Origin of the sequence: Rathayibacter sp. VKM Ac-2754 (assembly GCF_009807095.1) — a bacterium.
Lineage (GTDB): Bacteria > Actinomycetota > Actinomycetes > Actinomycetales > Microbacteriaceae > Rathayibacter.
Genome location: NZ_WUCC01000004.1, coordinates 1 through 15,898, shown reverse-complemented (window position 1 = coordinate 15,898; position 15,898 = coordinate 1). Strand labels below are relative to the sequence as shown.

Sequence of the window (15,898 nt, the reverse complement as noted above, 5' to 3'; positions counted from 1 at the left end):
TGTTCGATTACTCCAATGCATATTTCGGCTATGAACCATGCGATTAGGCTATGGATATGAACTTCGAGCAGCTGACCGGCTTCGTCGAGATCGCGCGCCTCGGCAGCTTCACCCGTGCCGCCGACGAGCTGCATCTCGCACAGCCGTCGCTGAGCCGCCAGATCGCGTCGCTGGAGCAGGATCTGGGCTCGGAGCTGTTCCACCGAGCGCGCGCCGGCAGCAGCCTCACCCCGGCCGGCGAGCTCCTGCTGCCGCTCGCCCGCCGCATGCTGGCCGACGCCGAGTCGGTGCGCCGCGAGCTGGCCGAGCTGGCCGGACTCGAGCGCGGCCGGGTCCGCTTCGGTGCGACTCCGACCCTCTGCATCAGCCTCGTCGCGGAGGTGCTGCACGCGTTCCACGCGGCGCATCCGGCCATCGAGCTGCACCTCGCCGAGGACGGCTCGCGGAGCCTCTTCGACCGGCTCGCGCGGGGCGAGCTCGACCTCGCGCTCGTGACGACCTCGACCGCCGCGATCGGCGGCGCCTTCACCGTGACTCCGCTGCTCGTCGAGGAGCTCGTCGTGGTCTCGTCGACCACGGAGCCGCCCCTGGCCGACGGCGACGCGCTCGATCTGGCGGCCGTGGCCCGCCTCCCGCAGATCGCCTTCAACTCGAGCTACGACCTGCGCCGAGCGACCGACGCCGCGTTCTCGGCGGCCGGCCTGGCACCCGACGTCGTGCTGGAGGGGGCCGAGATGGACGCGGTGCTGCGCTTCGCGGAGCGCGGCCTCGGCATCGCGGTCGTCCCTGCGATGGTGCTCCAGGGCCGCCCGGGCCTGCGCTCGATCCGCATCGAGGAGCCCGACCGGCCCCACCTGACCCGCACGATCAGCCTCGCCCGCCCGGCCGACCTCGCGCCGACCGCCGCGGTGCGCGTCATGCAGCGCACGATCGCTGCGACGGCGCGAGCGTTCGCCGCGCAGGCGGGCGGCACGATGCGCCTGGCCGAGGTGTCGTCGCCGGTCTGAGGGCCCGCCCTCAGCCCCGCACGACCGACGGCGACCAGGCGTGCTCCAGGTAGAGCTCCGGCGCGCCTCCGCCGTCGACCGCGATCGACCACACGTCGGTGTCGCCGGGCGAGTCCTCCCGCGGGAGGCCGTAGAGCAGCGTGCCGTCGTCGAGCCAGACCACCTGGTCGTCGACGCTGCGCTCCTCCGAGAGGACAGTCTCGGTGCCCGAGGCGAGGTCGAGCACGGCGATGCGCCAGTCGGGCACGGCGCCGCCGGCGTCCTTCTTGTAGGCGATCCGGGTGCCGTCGGGCGAGAGGGACGGGCACTCCGCGGTGTCGTGGATCGCCGTCAGCGCCCGTGCCGCCATGCTGCCGCGCACCAGCCAGGTGCGGGATCCCGAGGCGGCGGTCGCGTAGAAGGTGTCGCCGTCGTCGGCGAAGGTGACTCCCCAGAGGTTGCGGTCGACGGCGGTCAGCGGCTGGCCGGCGACGCTCAGCGCGAAGGACTCGAGATCGCCCGGGTCGGGGACCGCCGGGTCGAGGGAGCGGATCACGGTCTGGGTCGAGAATGTGGTCGGCGCGTAGGAGTGGCCGGTGACGAACGCGGTCGTGCTCAGCATCCCGTCGCCGATCCGCGCCCGGCTGGGGATGCCGGGCAGCGGCCACTCGAGCAGGATCGCTCCGTCGGCATCGGTCAGCACCGCCTCGAAGGTCGTCAGCACGCCGCGGTCGGTGCGGAGGCACAGCTGGGTCTCGGCGGTCGCTGCCACCCGGTCGCAGGCCCGGTCGCTGATCGCACGGGCGGCTCCCGGATCCGCCAGCGGCACGGAGGCGACCATCCCGTAGCCCTGCCCGCTCGCGGTGTTGCGGAACACGATCCGATCGCCGTCCGCCGGCGCGCCGGTGGCGACCGCGACGGCGGAGTCGGCCGAGGAGCGCGCCTCGAACCGCTGCCACGCACCCACGCCGTAGGCGGCCGCGCCGCCGAGCAGGGCGACGGCCGCGGTGACGGCGACGATCCAGCGCGTGCGCTCCGAGAGGCGGGAGGCGCGTTCCTCCGTCATCGCGCCGCCTCCGCGAACCGGTCGCGCAGCAGCAGCACCGCCACCGGGAGCGCGGCCACGAGCGCGATGGCGACGGCGACCATCGCGCCCTCCCGCCCGAGCCACAGCCACAGCGCCCCGAAGCCCACCGACGCGATCAGGCGCGCCACCGCGACGACCGTCTGGGCGGCCGCGATCCCGCTCGCCCGGATCTCGACGGGCACGCTCGCCCCGGCGACCGCGGCGAGCACTCCGTCGGTCGCCGCGTAGAAGGCGCCGAGCAGCAGCAGGCAGGCGAGGGTCGCGGGCAGTCCGGAGGCGGGCGAGGCGGCCAGCACGTACACGGCCAGCAGCAGCACGTGGCCGGCGGCGAACATCCGGGCCCGGCCCCAGCGGTCGGCGAGGCGCCCGAACGGGATCGCGAGGGCGAGGTAGGCCGCGTTCGTCCCGACGTACAGCAGCGGGAACCACTGTGCCGCGAAGCCGCTCCGACTCTGCAGCACGAGGTAGACGAAGCCGTCGCCGACCGTCAGCACGCCGAGCAGGCCCGCCGCGAGCAGGAGGCGGCGCGGGCGTCGATCCCACAGCCGACGCCACGGCAGCCGGGCCCGGGCCGGGCCACCGGCGGGGCGCGTCCGCAGGTCGGGGACGAACAGCAGCAGGACGACCACTCCGAGCGTCGCGAACGCGGCCGACACCACGAAGACCGTCGCGTAGCCGTCCGGCACGAGCAGGAGCACGACGAAGGCGAGGAGGGGCCCGATCGTCGCCCCGACGGTGTCGAGCATCCGGTGCACGCCGAAGGAGCGCGCGAGCGATGCGGAGTCGGAGGAGGCCGAGATCATCGCGTCCCGCGGCGCGGTGCGGATCCCCTTGCCGACGCGGTCGACGGCGACCACGGCCGTGAGGGCGGCGGGCCCGCTCCCCGCCAGGAGCCCCAGCCTGGCGAGCATCGACAGGCCGTAGCCGGCGAGCGCCACGAGCTTGGGCCGGTCGGTGCGGTCGGCCGTCCAGCCGGCGCCGATCCGGACGAACGCGCTGACGCCCTGGTACAGGCCGTCGAGGAAGCCGTAGGCGAGCGTCGACATCCCCAGCGCCGCGGTGATGTAGAAGGGCAGGATCGCCGCGGTCGACTCCGACGAGATGTCGGTGAACAGGCTCACCACGCCCAGGGCGATCACGGCCGGGGCGACCCGCGCGGGACCGGAGGCGCGCGCCGGCTGCTCCGCGGGGCCCTCCGGCCGGTCGGACAGCGAGATGTACACCTCTCAGCCTCCGCTCGGGGCGTGCAGGACGGACAGCAGCGAGTAGCTCATCCGGGGCGTGCCGGTCGGGGTCACCGAGAGGCTCACCGTGTCCTCGCCCGCGGTGAAGAGCGTGGCGGAGCCGCCGTCGGGAGCCTCGACGGCCGCCGAGGTGAAGCCCTGCGCTGCCAGCGAATCCCGGTAGTGCTCGGTGATCTGCTCCGCGTCGAGGGCGACGGTCGCCGTGAGACCCGAGCGCAGCACGTCGCCCGCGGGCTCGACCGAGCTCGAGGCCACGATCGAGCCGGGGACCGGAGCGACGACGGCCGACGGATAGCCGTCGACCACCGCGCCGGAGGAGCTCGCGGCGGCCGGCAGCGGCAGCGCGATCAGCGCCGCGCGGGGGGCCGAGGCGGGCAGCCCGGTCTCGACGGGCGCCGGCCCGGAGACCTCGAGCGGAGCCTCGGGGTCGGGCTCCGCGGCGAGCGCCGCCGGGGTCGACGGGGTCGACGGGGTCACGGTGGCGAGGCCGCCGGGAGAGGCAGCACCGGTCGCCGGCGGAGCCTGAGAGACGGCCGGAGTCGCGCTCCCGGCGATCGGGCGACTCCCGGACGCGTCGCCCGGGCTCCCCGCCGTCGCATCGAGCACCACCGCGCCCGCCACGAGCACCGCCGCGACCGCTCCGGCCACGACCAGCAGGCGTCGTCGAGCGTCCATGGGTCACCGCGTTCCGGCGCGCCGACGATCGTGGCCGGCCGGGTTCCGTCCATCCGCGTCGGGTCGCGTACCGCGAACCTAGCCGACGGACCGCGGCGACCGCAGCCCATGTGGCCGTCGAACGTGACATTCCGTCCGCTAGCCCGCTGACCCGGCGCGCCCCTAGGTTGGGGGAACCCGCTCCGCACCCCACGAGTTCCGACGGAGGAACCCCATGGCCACGACACCCGGTCTCCGACGGATCGCGCTCGCGCTCGTCGCGGTCGTCTCTCTCGGGGTGGCGGGCGCCGCGCCCGCCTCCGCTCTCGAGAGGCCGATCCCCGGCTTCCCGAACCTCTCGCCCGACGACGTCCGCGGCGCCCTCGGTGGCCCGCTGATCTCGCCCTCGACCTCGGTCGGCTCCGGCGGTGCGGTCTCGTCGGTCGACGCGAGCGCGAGCCGCGTGGGCCTGGAGGTGCTGAGGCTCGGCGGCAACGCCGCCGACGCCGCCGTCGCGACGGCCTCGGCTCTCGGCGTGACCGAGCCCTACAGCGCCGGCATCGGCGGTGGCGGGTACTTCGTCTACTTCGATGCGGCCACCGGCGCGGTGAGCACCATCGACGGGCGGGAGACCGCACCGGCCGGCATCACCTCGGACGCCTTCATCGACCCCGCCACGGGCGAGCCCTACCCCTTCACTCCGGAGCTCGTGTCGTCGGGCGTCTCGGTCGGGGTCCCCGGCACCGTCGCGACCTGGGACACCGCGGTCGACCGCTTCGGCACCCTGCCGCTCGCGGCCGTGCTTGCGCCGTCGGTCGCGCTCGCCGCGAAGGGCTTCCGGGTCGACGAGACCTTCCGCAACCAGACGCTCGACAACCTCGAGCGGTTCGAGCAGTTCCCCGACACGGCCGAGCTGTTCCTCCCCGGCGGTGACGCCCCGACGGTCGGCAGCACCTTCCGCAATCCCGATCTCGCGAAGACGCTGGCCGGCATCGCGATCCACGGGCCGAGTGCGTTCTACGAGGGAGCGCTGGCCGGCGAGATCGCCGACACGGTCCAGAACCCGCGGACCGCCGCCGACTCGACGCTCCCCGCGCCGGCCGGCACGCTCACCGAGGCCGACCTCGCCGCGTACTCGGTCGTCGAGCAGGCCCCCACCCACGCCTCCTACCGCGGGCTCGACGTCTACGGCATGGCGCCCTCCTCCTCGGGCGGGATCGCGGTCGGCGAGGCGCTGAACATCCTCGAGAACCACGACCTCGGCGCCGAGGGGACCGGCGGCGCCCTGCACCTCTACCTCGAGGCGTCGGCCCGCGCCTTCGCCGACCGGGGCGCCTACGTCGGCGACCCCGCCTTCACCGACGTGCCCACCGAGACGCTGCTCAGCCAGGAGTTCGCGGACTCGCGGGACTGCACGATCGACCCGACGACCGCGTCCGTCCGTCCGGTCGCCGCCGGCGCGCTCGACGGCTCCGGATGCTCGACCGCCCTCGCCGCGGAGCAGCCCGACACCGAGAACATCTCGACCACCCACCTCTCGGTCGTCGACAAGTGGGGCAACGCCGCCTCCTACACGCTGACGATCGAGCAGACCGGAGGGTCGGCGATGACCGTCCCCGGACGCGGGTTCCTCCTCAACAACGAGCTCACCGACTTCTCCACGGTGTACGTCGACGGCGACCCGAACCGGATCGAGCCGGACAAGCGCCCGCGCTCGTCGATGTCGCCGACGATCGTGCTCGACGACGGCAAGGTGAAGTTCGTCGTCGGATCGCCCGGAGGCGCGACGATCATCACGACGGTGCTGCAGACGCTGGTCAACCGCATCGACCTCGGCATGACGCTCCCGGAGGCGGTGGCCGCGCCCCGGGCGTCGCAGCGCAACACCGCCTCGACCTCGGCCGAGCCCGCGTTCATCGACGCCTACGCCGACGACCTCGCCCCCTTCGGGCAGCAGCTGACGCCCTCGGGCGACACCTTCACGTCGGCCGCGGAGATCGGCGCAGTGGCCGCGATCGAGGTCGACGCCTCGGGGCGGATGACCGCGGTCGCCGAACCCGTGCGCCGCGGCGGCGGCGTCGGGCTCGTGGTCGACCCGGAGGACTGACTCCGGGCCCCGGCCCTTCGCCGAGGGGAGCACTCACGGCGCCGGCGGGAGGCCTGCCTGCAGACGGAGCCCGGCCAGCAGCAGGTCGAGCCCGGAGCGGAACACGTCGAGGTCGTCGTGCGTCGCCATCTCGTCGGCGATCTGGTGCAGGAAGGGGAACTCCTCGGGGTCGAGTGCCCGCCAGCGGTCGGCGTACGCGGCCAGGAACTCCAGCCGGTCCATCCCGCTCTCGAGGAACTCCTTGGGCGGCGGCTGCGCGAGGTCGATGGCGACGCCGACGACGTAGCTCACGATCGACGACGCCGCGTGGAAGCGCTGCCGGGGCGTCAGGTCGAGCCGCATCAGCTGCTGGCCGATCCGCTCGTGCATGGCCATCGAGTTGGCCTGCAGCCCGTTGTCGCGGAGCATGAACTGCCCGAACCACGGCCGGCGGACGAACTCGTCGAACAGCGCGAGGGCGAGCGCGCGCAGGTTGGCGACCGGGTCGGAGCCGTGGGTGAGCGGCTCGCTGTCCTCGAGGACCCGGCCCATCACCTCCTCCGTCGCCCGGTCGAGCAGCTCGTCGCGGCTCCCGACGTACCAGTAGATGCTCGCCACTCCGCCACCGAGGCGCGCCGCCAGAGCCCGGAAGGTCAGCGCCGGCTCCCCCGACTCGTCGAGGATCGCGATCGCCTCCGCCAGCACCGTGTCGAGCGAGTGCGACGCCCGCTGGCGTCCCCGGGCTCGCGCGGGCGGCGCACCGGAGCGCCCGGTCTCGTTCGCTCGATCTGCAGACATGTCTTGCATGTTATCGAACGGCGTTCTAGGTTATCGAACGCCGTCCGATAGTCGTACGGCGTTCGAGAGGAAGGCCCGCCATGAGCACGCCGACGATCAGCCCCGCCAAGCCCCCCGCCTACACCTCGCTGCGCGCCGCGGCGCTCCCGCTCGCTGCGCTCTGCCTGGCCTTCTTCGTCGAGATGGTCGACAACACACTGCTCTCGATCGCCCTGCCGACGATCGGTCGCTCGCTCGACAGCGGGACGGCCGGACTGCAGTGGGTGACGGGCGCCTACTCCCTCACCTTCGGCGGGCTGCTGCTGACCGCGGGATCCGCCGCCGACCGCTTCGGTCGGCGCCGCGTGCTGCTGATCGGCCTCACGGCCTTCGGACTGATCAGCCTCGCCGTCGTCCTCGTCACCGACATCGGCCACCTCATCGCGCTGCGCGCCGCGCTCGGGTGCGCCGCGGCGGCCATGGCCCCCGTCACGATGTCGCTGATCTTCCGCCTCTTCGACGACGAGAAGCTGCGGATGCGCTCGATCACGATCGTGATGATCGTGGGCATGTCGGGGTTCGTCCTGGGGCCGATCCTGGGCGGGACGGTGCTCGGCCAGTTCAGCTGGCAGTGGCTCCTCGTCATCAACGCGCCGATCGCCCTCATCGCCTGGATCGGCGTCCGCGTCGGAGTGCCGGCCGACCGTCGAGCCGACCTGACCTCCGAGCGGATCGACCTGCCCGGCGCGGCCCTCACCGTCGCCGCGATCGGGCTCGGCTGCTACACCCTCACCAGCGGAGTGCAGGACGGCTGGCTCGCGCCCGTCACCCTCGCCTGCGCCCTCGGCACGGTCGCCGCGATCGGAGGCTTCATCCTCCGCGAACGTCGCGCAGCCTCGCCGATGATCGACCTCGCGATCTTCCGCACCGGGCCCGTCCGAGGCGCGGCCCTCACGCAGCTCGCAGCCTCGGTCGCCTTCGCCAGCGTCCTGTTCGGTCTGATCCTGCACTTCCAGTACGCGTACGGCTGGAGCCCGATGCAGGCCGGCCTCGCGAACCTGCCCGTCATCGTCACGATGATCGCCGCGACTCCGATCGCCGAGCAGCTCGCCGCCCGGCTCGGCCACCGCCTCGCCTGCCTCGTCGGCACCGGCCTCCTGGTGGGCGCGCTGCTCGGCATGGCCTGGGCGGTGGAGCACGGCTACCTCGCGATCGCCGCGATGATGGTGCTCCTCACGATCGGGCTGCGGACGATCATGACCATCTGCGCGGTCGCTCTCGTCGAGGCGATGGACGAGAACCGGACCTCGATCGGCGCCGCCCTCAACGACACCTCCCAGGAGCTCGGCACCAGCCTCGGCACCGCCGTCGTGGGCACCCTCGTCGCCGCGCTGGTCACGAAGACCCTCCCCGCGGGCGCGTGGAGCTCCGACCTCGTCCAGACCTTCTTCACGGGCGAGCGGATCATCTACATCGTGGTCGCGGTCCTCGTCGGGGTGATCGCGACCATCGGGTCGCTGTCCCTCACCGACTCGCACGCCACCGAGGAGCCGACGCCGGCCGAGGCCGACCGCAGCACGGTGTGAGCGGGCCGGTGCCGCCTCCGGCCGCTGGCGCCCGCCCGACCCCCGTGCTTGACTCCCGGAACGACCAGCGCACTCGCCCTCGGAGGTCCGCATGTCCCGTCGCCGCACGACCGCGCTCCTCCTGACGGCCGGCTCGCTGGCAGCAGCGCTGGTCGCATGCACCGCCGACCGCGAGGCTCCGACACCGACGACGGTCGCGGAGCTGGAGCCCGGCGAGTACCGCAGCACCTCGCTCTCCGGCACGCTCGTCGACGCCGTCACCGACCCGGCCGCCTCGATCCTCCTCGTCATCACCAGGGACGGAGGCGACCGACTCACGATCGACGACGGCTGCAACACGCAGTCCGGTCCCTTCCGCCTCGACGACGGCGTCCTCACGGTCACCCGGCTCTCGACCACGTTCGTGGCCTGCGAGCCGCCCCGCGACGAGGCGGGCGCACTGGTCAGCGGCCTTCTCAGCGAGCCCGTCTCCGTCGCGCGCTCGGGCGGCGAGATGACGTGGACGAATCCGCTGGGCGAGATCGTCTTCGTCGAGGCCGACTGAGCGCGGAGGATCGCCCAGATCGGTTACGTTCAGCTCCTCGAGGACGACGCCGCAGGAACGCGCTGAGTCCGACCGCCCGGCGGCTCCGAGGCCCGCCGTCCGAGACCCGGCCGTGCCGACCAGTCGTACGACGCGAGCGACACCGCGAGCACCGCGGCGAGCACCAGCACCGACGCCGGGGCGAGGACGACCCAGGGCGCCCGCTCCGCATAGCCGCTCCCCTCCGCGAGGATGAGGCCCCACTCGGGTGTCGGCTGATCGCTGCCGAGGCCGAGGAAGCCGAGGGCGGCGAGCGTCAGCGCGATCCCGGGGAGGCGCAGCATCGCGTGCCGGAGGACCGGACCGACGACGGCGGGGACGAGGTAGCGGAGCGTCGTGCGGACCGGTCCGACACCGAGGACGGGCAGGATGCGGATGTGCGGCTGCGCTCTCGCCTCGAGCACGAGGGAGCCGGTGTGGGCGGCCAGCGGCGCCCAGCTGACGGCCGCGACGGCGACGGCCGCTCCCTCGATCGAGGGGCCCCAGAGTGCGGTGACGACGATGCCGGCCAGGATCGGCGGCGCGGCGTTCGCGACCTCGAGCGGGCCGGTCGACGCGTGCGGGAACAGGCCGATCGCGATGCCGAGGACGACGCAGACGAGGACGACGAGCAGCGCGACTCCGAGCGTCGTCAGCGCTCCGTGCCCGACCCTGCCGAGCAGATCGCGGCCGCTGGCGTCCGCTCCGAAGGGCAGCGCCCTCGAGGGTGCCTCGAGTCGGGAGTGCGCGGAGGTGAAGGGGTCGCGGAGCAGGCCCGCGGCGACGATGACGGCGAGGGAGCCCGCGGCGACCAGCGGGACGAGGAGGTCGCGCGGTCGGGGCGCGACCCGCGCATCCGGGACGGGGAGGGACCCCAGCCGCAGCGCGGATCCGAGCAGGAGTCGGCGGAAGAGCCCGACCAGGGCCCCGACGACGACCGCCACGGCGAGCAGCGCGAGGATCCCGGCCTGCAGCGCGGGGATGTCCTGCGTGCTCGCCGCCCCCAGGATCGCTCGGCCGAGCCCGGGGATCGCGAAGACCTGCTCGACGGCGACGGCGCCTCCGGTCAGGCCGATCAGGACCAGGCCGATCTGGCTCAGCACGGAGGGGAGCGCCCGGCGCAGCACCGCCGCACCGACCCGCCGCCGGGACAGTCCGGCCATCCGCCAAGTGATCACCCATCGTTCGGCGAAGCTCGAGGCGATCGCGTCCGAGAGCAGACGGCCGACGAGTCCGCCGGCCGGGATCCCCAGGGCGAGCGCGGGCAGGACGGCGTACTCGAGCCCCGCCCAGCCGTACGGCGGGAGCCAGCGCAACCACACGGAGCAGACGATGAGCAGGGCGGAGGCGAGGAGGAACTCCGGCAGCGCGGTCAGGGAGGCGCCGAGCACCCCGGATCCGCGGACCTGCCGCCCCCGCAGGCCCGACCGCAGGGTCGGGAGGCAGAGGGCGGCGGCGATCACCGCCGCGACGACCACGGCGAAGCCCATCAGGGTGAGGGAGACCGAGAGCGCCTCGAGAGTTCCCGGGAGCACCGGCCGGCCGCTGACCCACGAGGTCCCCGCGTCGCCCCGGAGGAGGCCGGCCGCCCAGTCGAGGAGGACCGCGACGGGCCCGCGGTCGAGCCCGAGCTCGGCCCGCACGGACGCGAGTGCCTCCGGGGTGGCCTCGAGGTCGGCGTAGCGAGCGCGGAGGACGGTGTACTCGGGGCTGCGTCCCGACAGCCACGGGAGTACGCCGATCAGCAGCACCACCCCGGCGATCGCGACGGTCCGCGAGACGCCGACGAGGGTGGCGGCCCACCCGCGGGTCACCGCCGCGCCACGCGGGTGTCGCCGGTGATCAGCGCGCGCTCGCGCGGGTCGCGCGCGGCGCCCGCGACTCCCTCTCCTTCACCCTGGATGACGCGCTCGTGCAGCATCGGCACGGCGGCGTCCTCGGCGAGGATCAGCGCCTCGACCTGCATCAGCGCGCGACGGCGCTCGTCGCCGGCGGGGAGCACCGCGGCGGCGTCGAGGGCGGAGTCGACCTGCGGGTCGCAGAACTGCGAGAGGTTGAAGGAGCCGTCGCACGCGAAGTCGCTGTAGAGGTAGGCACCGGGGTCGCCGGAGTCGAGCACGGTCGCCCGGGAGAGGATGAAGGCGTCGAACGCGCCGTCCAGAGCGTCGGCCTCGATGTACTGGTACTCGCGGACGTCCGTCTCGACGGTGAAGCCCGCCGCCTCCAGCTGCTGCTCGAGCTGCACGGCGACCTCGGGCAGTTCGGCGCGGTCGGTGAACGTTCCCAGCGTGATCGTGGTGCCGGCGACCTCGGCGGGAGTCGCGCGCGTCGCGAGCACGCTCTCGTAGGCGGGGTCGTCCCGGAGGTCCGCGGCCCACTCGATCGCCGGCCCGAGGAGCCCGTCGGCGACGTCGGCGCGGCCCTCGTAGACCAGATCCACGATCGCGGCACGGTCGATCGCGGCCTGCGCCGCGGCCCGGACGGCGGGATCCGCGAACGGCCCGGAGGCGGTGTTCAGGTAGAGCGTGTTCGTCCGCGGCATCGGGACCTCGTGCAGGAGGTCGTCGTCGATCTGCGCCGCCTGGCCGACCGGGATCGCCTCGACGATGTCGGCGGTGCCCGTGCGCAGGGCGGCGGCCCGGGCCGTCCCGTCGGGGACGAAGGAGACGTCGATCCCGCTCGCGGCGGCCTCGTCGCCCCAGTAGTCCTCGTACCGGTCGAGGGTGGCGGTCGAGGTCCCGTTCACGGCGGTGAGCACGAAGGGCCCGGTTCCCGCGCCGATCGGATTCACGACTCCGTCGGCCCCGTAGGCCGAGGCCGCCAGGATCGCGAGCTGAGGGCTGGACAGGCGCTGCGGGATCAGCGGGTCGGCCTCCGCCGTGACCACTCGCACGGAGTCGCCGTCGGCCGTCGCGGTGAGCTCGACCCCGTCGAGGATGCGCGGCTTCGGGCTCGCGGTCGCGGCCGCGGTGAGCGACGCGGCGGCCTGCTCGGCGGTGAGAGCCGTGCCGTCGTGGAACGTGACGTCGGGGCGGAGGCGGAAGGTCCACGTGGTCGGGTCCGTCTGCTCCCACTCCGTCGCGAGCGCGGGCTGGGCGTCACCGACCTCGTCGAGGGTGACGAGGGTCTCGGCCGTGCTCCAGCGGGAGAGCTTGAAGGCGTCGTCGCTCAGGGGCGAGAGCCCCGAGCGCGGCGGCTGGAGCATCGCGAGACGGAGACGGGCGTCGTCGGAGGAGTCGGCGGAGGAGGCACCTCCGGAGAAGCAGCCCGTGAGGGCGAGGGCGACCGCCGAGGCGGTGGCGGCGAGGGCGAGGGTCCGGTGGAGCCTAGGGCGCATGGTGTCTTTCCGTGACGGGAGGGAGGGAGGGGATGGTGCGGGAGTCGGAGCGAGGGAGCAGTCGCGGAAGCGCGAGCGCGGAGACGAGCGCGGCCGCGGCGAGCAGCGACCAGGCGAGCGGGAAGGCGTCGGAGTCGAACAGCGGCCCGAGCGCGACGCTGCCGCCCAGAACGGCGAGTCCGCCGCAGGTGGCCAGCAGTCCGTAGTGGGCGCCGAGGGGGCGGGAGCCTGCGAAGCGCGGGACGAGCCCGAGGGCGACGGGCCCGACGAGCATGTGACCGAGCGCCAGGAGCGCGGTCATCGCGATCGCCGGCAGCAGCTCCCGTCCCGGCTGCGGAGGGTGCGCGGAGGCGACCGCGAGGGAGGCGAATCCGACGGCGATCGCGCCGAAGCCCAGCGTGAGCGCGCGGCCGGCGCCGAGACGCCAGGCCCAGACTCCGAGGGGCCACTGGCCGGCGAGGGTCAGCAGGGACAGGAGGAGGAAGACCAGGCCGATCGACGCGGCGTCGCCCCCGACCCGGGCGACCTCGAAGCCGAGGCCGAGGTAGAGCTGGTTGTACGCGAGCAGGTTGACGCCGAACAGGGCCGCGAACACGACGAACCGACGATCGAAGGAGGGGCGGCCGGCGGTGGTCCTCGCCGGCGCGGGAGGCGCTCCACTCGGGACGAGCAGCCAGAGCGCGGTGCCGACGACGGCGAACAGCGCGGCCGCGACTCCGGCCGTCGCCGAGAAACCGACGCCGAGCAGCATCGCCCCGACCAGCGGGCCGAGGGCGGCTCCGACCTCGCCGACGAGCAGGAGACCGACGAACAGGGACGGGCGCCCCTCCGGTCTCGTCGGACTCGCGCGGGCGTCGGCCGCTCCGACCAGCGCGTCGAGGGCGGGAGAGAACAGCGCGCCGCCCAGTCCGGTCAGCACGGCACCGATCACGAAGCCCGTCAGATCGGAGGCGTACGCGAGCGCGAGGTACCCGAGGACGCGGACGGCGCAGCCGAGGGCGATGAGGGTGCGGGCGCCGTAGCGGTCGTGGAGCAGGCCGCCGAGCAGGAAGAGGCCCTGCTGGCTGAACGCGCGGACGCCGAGCACCAGCCCCACCGCGGCGCCGCCGAGGCCGTGGTCGTCGCGCATCGTGATCGCGAGGAAGGGGACGACCGCGAAGAACCCGAGGTTGAAGAGCGCCTGACTCGCGAACAGCGCCGGGAGCGGGGCGGTGGTGCGCCGCCTCCGTGGCCCGACCGCCATCAGCGGTCGACGCCCAGCAGCACGGGGACGGCGTCGAGCAGCTCCCGCGTCGCCGGGTGCTCGGGGCGCCGGAGGAGGTCGGCCGTGGCGCCCTCCTCGACGATGCGGCCGTCGGCGAGGACCACGCAGCGCCGGCAGAGCCGGGCGACGGCGTCGAGGTCGTGCGACACGAAGACGAGCCCGAGCGACCTGTGCTCGGTCAGCTCCCGGAGCAGCTCGAGGACCCGGTCGCGCAGCGGCAGGTCGAGCCCGCTCACCGGCTCGTCCGCGAGCAGGTACTCGGGGCCGCTGACGATCGAGCGGGCGAGGGCGACGCGCTGAGCCTGCCCGCCCGAGAGCTCCCCGGGGCGGCGCTTCAGCATCGCGGCGGGGAGGCCCACGTCGTCGAGGGCTGCGGAGACGAGTCGACGGTGCTCGCCGGGGACATCGAGCCGCCGGAGGGGCTCGAGGACGAGCTGGGCGACCGTCATGCGGGGCTCGAGGGTCGAGCCCGGCTCCTGGGGGACGTACTGCACCCGGCGCCGGAACCAGCGCAGCCGCCTCACCGATCCGGGGCGGACCGCCGCGTCGTCGAGAGCGACCCCGCCCTCCGAGGGCCGCTCGAGCGCGAGGAGGATCGTGAGCAGCGTCGACTTGCCCGATCCCGATCGGCCGACGACGCCGACGCTCTCCCCCGGGGCGGCCGAGAAGGAGACGTCGGACAGGGCGGGCTGCGCGGGGCCGCGGCGGTACCGGTGGGTGATCCCGTCGGCCGCGAGCATCAGGCGGCGTCCTCTCGGACGAGCGAGCGCGCCGCGTCCACGAGCGAGCGGGTGAAGGGATGAGCGGGGGCCGAGACGAGGTCGGTCATCGGACCGGCCTCCACCACCGCGCCCCGCTCGAGCACGACCGCCCTGGTGCAGAGGATCGACGCGACAGCGAGGTCGTGCGTGATGAAGAGGAGCGCGGCGTCGGAGGCGGCGCCGTACTCGCGGAGGACGCGCAGCACCTGCGCCTGCGTGACGACGTCGAGAGCGGTGGTCGGCTCGTCGGCGACCAGCAGTCGCGCGCCGCACAGCAGGGCGAGGCCGATGCAGATCCGCTGGCGCTGACCGCCCGACAGCTCAGGAGCGAAGCCCCGCAACGCCCGCTCAGGATCCTGGATCCCGACGGAGTGCAGCACCTCCGTCACGGCGGCCGCCGCTTCTCGCCGACCGAGGTCTCGGTGCGCCCGGAGGACGGACACGAGCTGACGCCCGACGGTCACGAACGGGTTCAGCGCGAGGGACGAGTCCTGGAAGACGGCGGCGACGAGTCCCGCGGGCGGGGTGCGGCCGGGAACGACCGGGCGACCGAAGAGGGAGACGCTGCCCGACATCGAGAAGGCGGGCGGGAGCGCACCGAGCACGGCCGCCGCGGTGAGGGACTTGCCCGAGCCCGACGTTCCCAGCAGGGCCACGCGCTCGCCGACTCCGACCTCGAAGCTCACGTTCCGGAGGAGCGTCCTGCGGTCTCCGACGACCGTCAGGTCTTCGACGGTGGCGGCAGCGGGCACAGGGGGATCCGTTCTGACGAGGGAGCGTTCTTCTCGGCATCACCCTAACGATAAGGATTATCACTATCAAACCAAGCGGTCAGCCTGCGGCGTCCTGCTTCTGCGGCGGGCACTCACCGCCGGGCTCGGTCGCCAGCTCGAAGTGCCACATCTCGTTGCCGTAGGTCTGGCAGAGGCCGTGGTCGGCGCCGTGCTGGCTGAGCCAGCTGTTCGCGTCGGTGTCGCCGATGTCGACGGCATCGCCGGTGACGTGCGCCGAGAGCTCGGGAGTGCTCACCCACCGGCGCGCCTCCTCGTAGCCGCCGTACTCGTGGACGGCGTCGTCGAGGAGCGCCCGCTGGTAGTCGGCGCTCCGCCATCCGGAGGTGACGACCATCTCGACGCCGTCCGCGCCCGCCGCGTCCGAGGCCGCCTCGACCGCGGAGCGCAGTGCCGGGTCGAGGCCGGCGATGGCGGGCAGGTCACCGTCGAGGATCGACACCGGTTCGCCGTCGGCGATAACGCCGTCGTCGGCGGTGCGGCCGACGGAGGTGGCGCTGGGATCCACGGAGCCGCCCGGCACATCGGGCTCGGCGGCGGCGCAGGCGGCCGGGCCGAGGGTCGCGACGAGCACGGCGGCGGTGAGTGCCGCGCGGCGCCGTCGAGAGTTCTGCTGGGTCATGGATCGTCCTTTCCTGCGTCCACCGGTCGGACCGGCGGTGCAGGACCCACTTCATCGGGGCGGATGTTGCCTCGCCGTCGCAGATTTCGGAGACGCGGACGATACAGGCGGCGACCGCGACTCTCGCTCGAGACGCCCCTG

The 15,898-nt window shown here is 73.9% G+C and carries 14 protein-coding genes; 4 read left to right on the top strand and 10 right to left on the bottom strand.

The genetic code is table 11. The features are described from left to right. Window positions 1–50 precede the first annotated feature (50 nt). Window positions 51–1,007 carry a LysR family transcriptional regulator gene (locus tag GRS92_RS07690; protein ID WP_159854922.1) on the top strand — a complete coding sequence of 319 codons (957 nt, stop codon included), beginning with the start codon at window positions 51–53 and terminating at the stop codon, window positions 1,005–1,007. Window positions 1,008–1,017: 10 nt separating this feature from the next. Here GRS92_RS07690 and GRS92_RS07685 read toward each other — a convergent pair whose 3' ends face one another. The 3 genes from GRS92_RS07685 to GRS92_RS07675 are packed head-to-tail and all read right to left on the bottom strand — an operon-like array spanning window position 1,018 to window position 3,992. Beyond that, entirely contained in the window at window positions 1,018–2,052 is a 1,035-nt protein-coding gene (locus GRS92_RS07685) for a TolB family protein (protein WP_159854920.1), read from the bottom strand. Then, window positions 2,049–3,296: an MFS transporter gene (locus tag GRS92_RS07680; RefSeq protein ID WP_159854918.1), complete on the bottom strand. Its 1,248-nt coding sequence runs from the start codon at window positions 3,294–3,296 to the stop codon at window positions 2,049–2,051. The genes GRS92_RS07685 and GRS92_RS07680 overlap by 4 nt, the downstream gene beginning before the upstream one ends. Window positions 3,297–3,299: 3 nt before the next feature. Further along, window positions 3,300–3,992 carry a hypothetical protein gene (locus tag GRS92_RS07675; protein ID WP_159854916.1) on the bottom strand — a complete coding sequence of 231 codons (693 nt, stop codon included), beginning with the start codon at window positions 3,990–3,992 and terminating at the stop codon, window positions 3,300–3,302. A 214-nt stretch (window positions 3,993–4,206) separates the two neighbouring features. Between GRS92_RS07675 and ggt the strand changes: the two genes are divergently transcribed. Next, a complete protein-coding gene (gene ggt, locus GRS92_RS07670) occupies window positions 4,207–6,078 on the top strand; it encodes a gamma-glutamyltransferase (protein WP_159854914.1) in 1,872 nt (623 codons plus the stop codon). 33 nt (window positions 6,079–6,111) lie between these two features. Here the strand turns inward: ggt and GRS92_RS07665 are convergent, their stop codons facing one another. Then, complete coding sequence (locus GRS92_RS07665) at window positions 6,112–6,855, bottom strand: TetR/AcrR family transcriptional regulator (protein ID WP_159854912.1); 744 nt, start codon at window positions 6,853–6,855, stop codon at window positions 6,112–6,114. Window positions 6,856–6,935: 80 nt separating this feature from the next. Here GRS92_RS07665 and GRS92_RS07660 point away from each other — a divergent pair, with 80 nt between their 5' ends. Beyond that, window positions 6,936–8,420, top strand: a complete 1,485-nt coding sequence (locus GRS92_RS07660; protein ID WP_159854910.1) for an MFS transporter — start codon at window positions 6,936–6,938, stop codon at window positions 8,418–8,420. Between the two features lie 91 nt (window positions 8,421–8,511). Next, window positions 8,512–8,964, top strand: a complete 453-nt coding sequence (locus GRS92_RS07655; RefSeq protein ID WP_159854908.1) for an META domain-containing protein — start codon at window positions 8,512–8,514, stop codon at window positions 8,962–8,964. A gap of 29 nt (window positions 8,965–8,993) precedes the next feature. Here the strand turns inward: GRS92_RS07655 and GRS92_RS07650 are convergent, their stop codons facing one another. The 6 genes from GRS92_RS07650 to GRS92_RS07625 all read right to left on the bottom strand — a co-directional run bounded on the left by GRS92_RS07650 (window position 8,994) and on the right by GRS92_RS07625 (window position 15,757). Next, the gene (locus tag GRS92_RS07650; protein ID WP_159854906.1) at window positions 8,994–10,796 is read right to left on the bottom strand and encodes an ABC transporter permease subunit; all 1,803 of its coding nucleotides are present in this window, start codon (window positions 10,794–10,796) and stop codon (window positions 8,994–8,996) included. Further along, window positions 10,793–12,319 carry an ABC transporter substrate-binding protein gene (locus GRS92_RS07645; RefSeq protein ID WP_159854904.1) on the bottom strand — a complete coding sequence of 509 codons (1,527 nt, stop codon included), beginning with the start codon at window positions 12,317–12,319 and terminating at the stop codon, window positions 10,793–10,795. Before GRS92_RS07645 ends, GRS92_RS07650 begins: the two co-directional genes overlap by 4 nt. Beyond that, the gene (locus GRS92_RS07640) at window positions 12,309–13,562 is read right to left on the bottom strand and encodes an MFS transporter (RefSeq protein WP_159854902.1); all 1,254 of its coding nucleotides are present in this window, start codon (window positions 13,560–13,562) and stop codon (window positions 12,309–12,311) included. Before GRS92_RS07640 ends, GRS92_RS07645 begins: the two co-directional genes overlap by 11 nt. Further along, window positions 13,562–14,323 carry an ABC transporter ATP-binding protein gene (locus tag GRS92_RS07635; protein WP_159854900.1) on the bottom strand — a complete coding sequence of 254 codons (762 nt, stop codon included), beginning with the start codon at window positions 14,321–14,323 and terminating at the stop codon, window positions 13,562–13,564. The genes GRS92_RS07640 and GRS92_RS07635 overlap by 1 nt, the downstream gene beginning before the upstream one ends. Beyond that, window positions 14,323–15,096, bottom strand: coding sequence for an ATP-binding cassette domain-containing protein (locus tag GRS92_RS07630; protein WP_159854898.1), 774 nt, complete (start codon window positions 15,094–15,096; stop codon window positions 14,323–14,325). Before GRS92_RS07630 ends, GRS92_RS07635 begins: the two co-directional genes overlap by 1 nt. A 79-nt stretch (window positions 15,097–15,175) precedes the next feature. After that, window positions 15,176–15,757, bottom strand: coding sequence for a M15 family metallopeptidase (locus tag GRS92_RS07625; RefSeq protein ID WP_159854896.1), 582 nt, complete (start codon window positions 15,755–15,757; stop codon window positions 15,176–15,178). Between the last annotated feature and the right edge of the window lie 141 nt (window positions 15,758–15,898).

Excerpts from the sequence above, each read along its gene's own strand:
- GRS92_RS07690 (WP_159854922.1), top strand. The coding sequence starts at position 51 with ATGGATATGAACTTCGAGCAGCTGACCGGCTTCGTCGAGATCGCGCGC.
- GRS92_RS07685 (WP_159854920.1), bottom strand. The coding sequence starts at position 2,052 with ATGACGGAGGAACGCGCCTCCCGCCTCTCGGAGCGCACGCGCTGGATC.
- GRS92_RS07675 (WP_159854916.1), bottom strand. The coding sequence starts at position 3,992 with ATGGACGCTCGACGACGCCTGCTGGTCGTGGCCGGAGCGGTCGCGGCG.
- ggt (WP_159854914.1), top strand. The coding sequence starts at position 4,207 with ATGGCCACGACACCCGGTCTCCGACGGATCGCGCTCGCGCTCGTCGCG.
- GRS92_RS07665 (WP_159854912.1), bottom strand. The coding sequence starts at position 6,855 with ATGTCTGCAGATCGAGCGAACGAGACCGGGCGCTCCGGTGCGCCGCCC.
- GRS92_RS07660 (WP_159854910.1), top strand. The coding sequence starts at position 6,936 with ATGAGCACGCCGACGATCAGCCCCGCCAAGCCCCCCGCCTACACCTCG.
- GRS92_RS07655 (WP_159854908.1), top strand. The coding sequence starts at position 8,512 with ATGTCCCGTCGCCGCACGACCGCGCTCCTCCTGACGGCCGGCTCGCTG.
- GRS92_RS07645 (WP_159854904.1), bottom strand. The coding sequence starts at position 12,319 with ATGCGCCCTAGGCTCCACCGGACCCTCGCCCTCGCCGCCACCGCCTCG.
- GRS92_RS07640 (WP_159854902.1), bottom strand. The coding sequence starts at position 13,562 with ATGGCGGTCGGGCCACGGAGGCGGCGCACCACCGCCCCGCTCCCGGCG.
- GRS92_RS07635 (WP_159854900.1), bottom strand. The coding sequence starts at position 14,323 with ATGCTCGCGGCCGACGGGATCACCCACCGGTACCGCCGCGGCCCCGCG.
- GRS92_RS07625 (WP_159854896.1), bottom strand. The coding sequence starts at position 15,757 with ATGACCCAGCAGAACTCTCGACGGCGCCGCGCGGCACTCACCGCCGCC.